This window comes from Streptomyces sp. NPDC058092, assembly GCF_042884935.1.
Lineage (GTDB): Bacteria > Actinomycetota > Actinomycetes > Streptomycetales > Streptomycetaceae > Streptomyces.
Window position 1 is genome coordinate 1 of sequence record NZ_JBHVSY010000062.1, and the last position, 4,648, is coordinate 4,648.

Here is a 4,648-nt window from a genome sequence, read left to right on the forward strand (position 1 = left end):
CCGGTGGCACCCGTTCGGTCGAACGGGTGCCACCGCGCCGCGGGGCGGACGATGTGTCAGCGCGCCCCGTACACCGGTTGCGGGGGCTCGGAGTCGGCGAGCAGTTTGAGCGTCGCCTCCCCCGCCTCCGCCGGGGTCCAGCGGGCTCCCTTGTCCGCGGTGGGCCCGGGCCGCCAGCCCTCCATGACGGTGATCCGGCCGGCCTCGGCCTCGAAGACCCGGCCGCTCACCCCGGCGGAGGCGGCGGAACCCAGCCAGACGACGAGGGGGGAGACGTTCTCCGGGGCCATGGCGTCGAATCCGCTGTCCTCGGGGGCCGCCATGGTTTCGGCGAAGGTCTGCTCGGTCATCCGGGTCCGGGCGGCCGGGGCGATGGCGTTGACCTGGACGCCGTAGCGGCCCATCTCGGCCGCCGCGACCAGCGTCAGACCGATGATTCCTGCCTTGGCGGCGGAGTAGTTGCCCTGCCCGACGCTGCCCAGGAGGCCCGCCCCGGAGCTGGTGTTGACGACCCGCGCCTCGGGCGTACGGCCGGCCTTCGCCTCGGCGCGCCAGTGTGCGGCGGCGTGCTTGAGCGGGAGGAAGTGGCCCTTGAGGTGGACGCGCATCACCGCGTCCCAGTCGTCGTCGTCCAGGTTGACGAGCATGCGGTCGCGCAGGAATCCGGCGTTGTTGACGAGGGTGTCGAGGCGGCCGAAGGCATCGAGGGCGGTGGCGATCAGTGAGGCCGCGCCCTCGGTGGTGGTGATGTCGCCGCCGTGTGCCACCGCCTCGCCGCCGAGTGCGCAGATCTCCTCGACGACCTGCTGGGCGGGCCCGGCGGCCTCTCCGGTGCCGTCGAGGCCCACTCCGAGGTCGTTGACGACGACCTTGGCGCCTTCGGCGGCGTGGGCGAGGGCGTGCGCGCGCCCGAGCCCGCGGCCCGCCCCGGTGATGACGGCGACGCGTCCCGTGCACAGTCCGGTCATGGGTGTGTGTCCTTTCGGTGAGCGAATCGAGGTCTGCGGCAAGAGCCCGCCGGCCGGTGACGGAAGCGGCGCATCCGGTCGGTTCGGCGATCGCTGCCCATGGACATCTCCCGCCGCACGCCGATCACTGCTAGCTTGCAACCTAACAAACGCTTGGTGGAAGGTAGCTGATCTGCTCATGGGTGTCTCCACCTCCGCCCCGGAAGAGGGCATCGCCCTCGTCTCCGTGGACTACCCCCCGGTCAACGCCCTCCCCGTGCAGGGCTGGTACGACCTGGCCGCCGCGGTACGCGCCGCCGGGGCCGATCCGAAGGTGCGATGCGTGGTGCTCACCGCCACGGGCCGCGGCTTCAACGCCGGCGTCGACATCAAGGAGATGCAGCGCACGGCCGGCCACGACGCCCTCATCGGCGCCAACCGCGGCTGCTACGAGGCGTTCGCCGCGGTCTACGACTGCGAGGTCCCGGTGGTCGCCGCCGTGCACGGCTTCTGCCTGGGCGGCGGCATCGGCCTGGTCGGCAACGCCGACGCCGTCGTCGCCAGCGACGACGCGACCTTTGGCCTGCCCGAGCTGGACCGCGGCGCGCTCGGCGCGGCCACCCACCTGGCCCGGCTGGTCCCCCAGCACCTGATGCGGGCGCTGTACTACACCTCGCGGACCGCCACCGCGCAGGAGCTCCACCAGCACGGCTCCGTGTGGCGGGTCGTACCGCGCGAGCAACTGCCGGACGCGGCGCTGGAGCTGGCCCGCGAGATCGCGGCCAAGGACGGGACCCTGATCCGCCTCGCCAAGGCCGCGATCAACGGCATCGACCCGGTCGACGTACGCCGCAGCTACCGCTTCGAGCAGGGCTTCACCTTCGAGGCCAACCTCAGCGGCGTGGCCGACCGCGTCCGCGACACCTTCGGCACGGAACGGGAGCAGCAGTCATGAGCAGGGACAAGACCATGACCGCCGACGAGGTCGTCGGCCGGCTGGAGAACGGCATGACGATCGGCATCGGCGGCTGGGGCTCGCGGCGCAAGCCGATGGCGCTGGTCCGCGCGCTGCTGCGCTCGGACGTCACCGACCTGACCGTCGTCACCTACGGCGGTCCGGACGTCGGGCTGCTCGCCGCCGCCGGACGGATCCGCAAGCTGGTCGCGGCCTTCGCCACGCTCGACTCCATCCCCCTCGAACCGCACTTCGGTGCGGCCCGGCAGCGGGGCGCGTTCGAGATGGTGGAACTGGACGAGGCCATGTTCATGTGGGGACTGACGGCCGCCGCGCAGCGGTTGCCCTTCATGCCGGTGCGGGCGGGGCTCGCGTCGGACGTGATGCGCGTCAACCCGCGGCTGCGGACGGTCACTTCACCGTACGAGGACGGCGAGGAGCTCGTCGCGGCCCCGGCGCTGCGGCTGGACGCCGCGCTCGTCCACCTCAACCGCGCCGATGTGCACGGCAACGCCCAGTACCTCGGCCCCGACCCGTACTTCGACGACCTGTTCTGCGAGGCCGCCGACACCGCGTACGTCTCCTGCGAGCGGATCGTGGAGACCGCGGAGCTGCTCAAGGAGAACGGACCGCAGACGCTGCTGGTCAAGCGCGCGTTCGTGAACGGTGTCGTCGAGACCCCGAACGGCGCGCACTTCACGTCGTGCGTGCCCGACCACGACCGCGACGAGACGTTCCAGCGGGCCTACGTCCAGGCCGCCCGCGACCCCGAGGCGTGGCAGGCGTTCACCGAGCGGTTCCTGTCCGGGGACGAGGCCGCGTACCAGGCCGCGGTGGCGGCGTTCCACGAGGAGGAAAAATGAGCGGCAGCACAGGGCCGGCGGCGACGCGGGCCGACTACTGCGTGGTGGCCTGCGCCGAGGCATGGCGGGGCGCGGGCGAGGTCCTGGCCAGCCCGATGGGTACCGTCCCCACGATCGGGGCCCGGCTGGCGAAGCTCACCTTCTCCCCCGACCTGCTGCTGACCGACGGCGACGCGCTGCTCATCGGCGACGTGCCGGCGGTCGGTACGAAGTCCCAGGTGGTGGAGGGGTGGCTGCCGTTCCGTCAGCATCTGTCCATGACCGCCACGGGACGGCGGCACGTGATGATGGGTGCCACCCAGATCGACCGCCACGGCAACCAGAACATCTCCTGCATCGGTGACTGGGCCGTTCCCGAGCGGCAGCTGCTGGGGGTACGCGGCGCCCCGGTCAACACCCTGAACAACCCGACGAGTTACTGGATCCCCAGGCACTCGGCGCGGGTGTTCGTCGAGCGGGTCGACATGGTCTGTGGCGTCGGCTACGACCGCGCCGCCGCGGCCGGCCCCGCCGCGGCCCGATACCACCGCATCCCGGACGTCATCAGCAACCTGGGCGTCTTCGACTTCGAGACCCCGGACCGCACGATGCGGCTGCGCTCCCTGCACCCCGGCGTCACGGCCGAGCAGGTCGCCGAGGCCACCGGCTTCGCGCTGACGATCCCCGACGAGGTGCCGTACACCCGCGAGCCCACCGCCGAGGAGCTGCGGCTGATCCGCGAGGTCATCGACCCGAAGGGCCTGCGCGACCGCGAGGTCCCCGCATGAGCGGCATCACGATCGCCACCCCCCTCACCGAGCTGGTCGGCGTGCGCCACCCCGTCGTGCAGACCGGCATGGGGTGGGTCGCGGGTCCCCGCCTGGTCACGGCGGCCGCCGACGCGGGCGCGCTCGGGATCCTCGCCTCCGCCACGATGACGGTCGAACAGCTCCGCTCCGCCGTCCGCGAGGTCAGGTCCCGTACGGACGCGCCGTTCGGCGTCAATCTGCGGGCGGACGCGGGGGACGCGGCCGAGCGCGTACGGATCATCATCGACGAGGGCGTCAAGGTCGCCTCGTTCGCGCTGGCGCCCTCCCGTGAGCTGATCGCGCGGCTGAAGGGCGCCGGGGTGGTGGTCATCCCGTCCGTCGGCGCCAGAAGGCATGCGGAGAAGGTCGCCGCGTGGGGCGCCGACGCGGTGGTGGTGCAGGGCGGCGAGGGGGGCGGCCACACCGGGAGCATCGCGACCACCGTCCTGCTCCCCCAGGTCGTCGACGCGGTGGACATCCCGGTCGTCGCGGCGGGCGGCTTCCACGACGGCCGCGGTCTGGTCGCCGCGCTGTCCTACGGCGCGGCCGGGATCGCCATGGGCACCCGCTTCCTGCTCACCTCCGACAGCACCGTGCCCGCGGCGGTCAAGGCGAAGTACCTGGCCGCGGCGGTGACGGACGTGACCGTCACCACCGCCGTGGACGGCCTGCCGCACCGGATGCTGCGCACCGAAATGGTGGACGCGCTGGAACGCTCGGGACGGGCCGCCGCGCTGCTGCGGGCGGTCCGGCACGCCGCGGCCTTCAAGAAGGACTCGGGCCTGGGCTGGGCGCGGATGATCCGCGACGGCCTGGCGATGAAGCACGGCAGGGAACTGACCTGGAGCCAGGTCCTGCTGGCCGCCAACACCCCGATGCTGCTCAAGGCCTCGATGGTCGAAGGGCGCACCGCTCTCGGGGTGATGGCCTCCGGCCAGGTCGCGGGGCTGATCGACGATCTGCCGTCGTGCGCCGAACTCGTCGACCGCATCATGGCCGAGGCGGACGCCACGCTCCGCGGTCTGCCCCTTCCCCTGCCCCGCTGAGAACGAGCACAGCGAAGCGCGAGTGCCCGCGGCCTTGACGGCCGCGGGC

General features: G+C 72.6%; 5 protein-coding genes. 4 read left to right on the forward strand and 1 reads right to left on the reverse strand.

Features of this window, described 5'->3' with window-relative positions; genetic code table 11:
* Positions 1 to 56 precede the first annotated feature (56 nt).
* Positions 57 to 968 (reverse strand): SDR family oxidoreductase, encoded by a 912-nt coding sequence (locus tag ACFVV1_RS40640; protein ID WP_390000628.1) that lies wholly within the window; start codon positions 966 to 968, stop codon positions 57 to 59.
* A gap of 178 nt (positions 969 to 1,146) precedes the next feature.
* On the opposite strand from ACFVV1_RS40640, the gene ACFVV1_RS40645 reads away from it, so the two are divergent.
* From ACFVV1_RS40645 to ACFVV1_RS40660, 4 genes are read left to right on the forward strand one after another with little or no spacing between them, the layout of a single operon-like run.
* Positions 1,147 to 1,902 (forward strand): enoyl-CoA hydratase family protein, encoded by a 756-nt coding sequence (locus tag ACFVV1_RS40645; RefSeq protein WP_390000631.1) that lies wholly within the window; start codon positions 1,147 to 1,149, stop codon positions 1,900 to 1,902.
* Positions 1,899 to 2,765 carry a CoA transferase subunit A gene (locus tag ACFVV1_RS40650; protein ID WP_390000633.1) on the forward strand — a complete coding sequence of 289 codons (867 nt, stop codon included), beginning with the start codon at positions 1,899 to 1,901 and terminating at the stop codon, positions 2,763 to 2,765. The genes ACFVV1_RS40645 and ACFVV1_RS40650 overlap by 4 nt, the downstream gene beginning before the upstream one ends.
* Entirely contained in the window at positions 2,762 to 3,532 is a 771-nt protein-coding gene (locus ACFVV1_RS40655) for a CoA-transferase subunit beta (protein WP_390000636.1), read from the forward strand. The genes ACFVV1_RS40650 and ACFVV1_RS40655 overlap by 4 nt, the downstream gene beginning before the upstream one ends.
* Positions 3,529 to 4,599, forward strand: a complete 1,071-nt coding sequence (locus ACFVV1_RS40660; protein WP_390000639.1) for an NAD(P)H-dependent flavin oxidoreductase — start codon at positions 3,529 to 3,531, stop codon at positions 4,597 to 4,599. The genes ACFVV1_RS40655 and ACFVV1_RS40660 overlap by 4 nt, the downstream gene beginning before the upstream one ends.
* Positions 4,600 to 4,648: the final 49 nt, after the last annotated feature.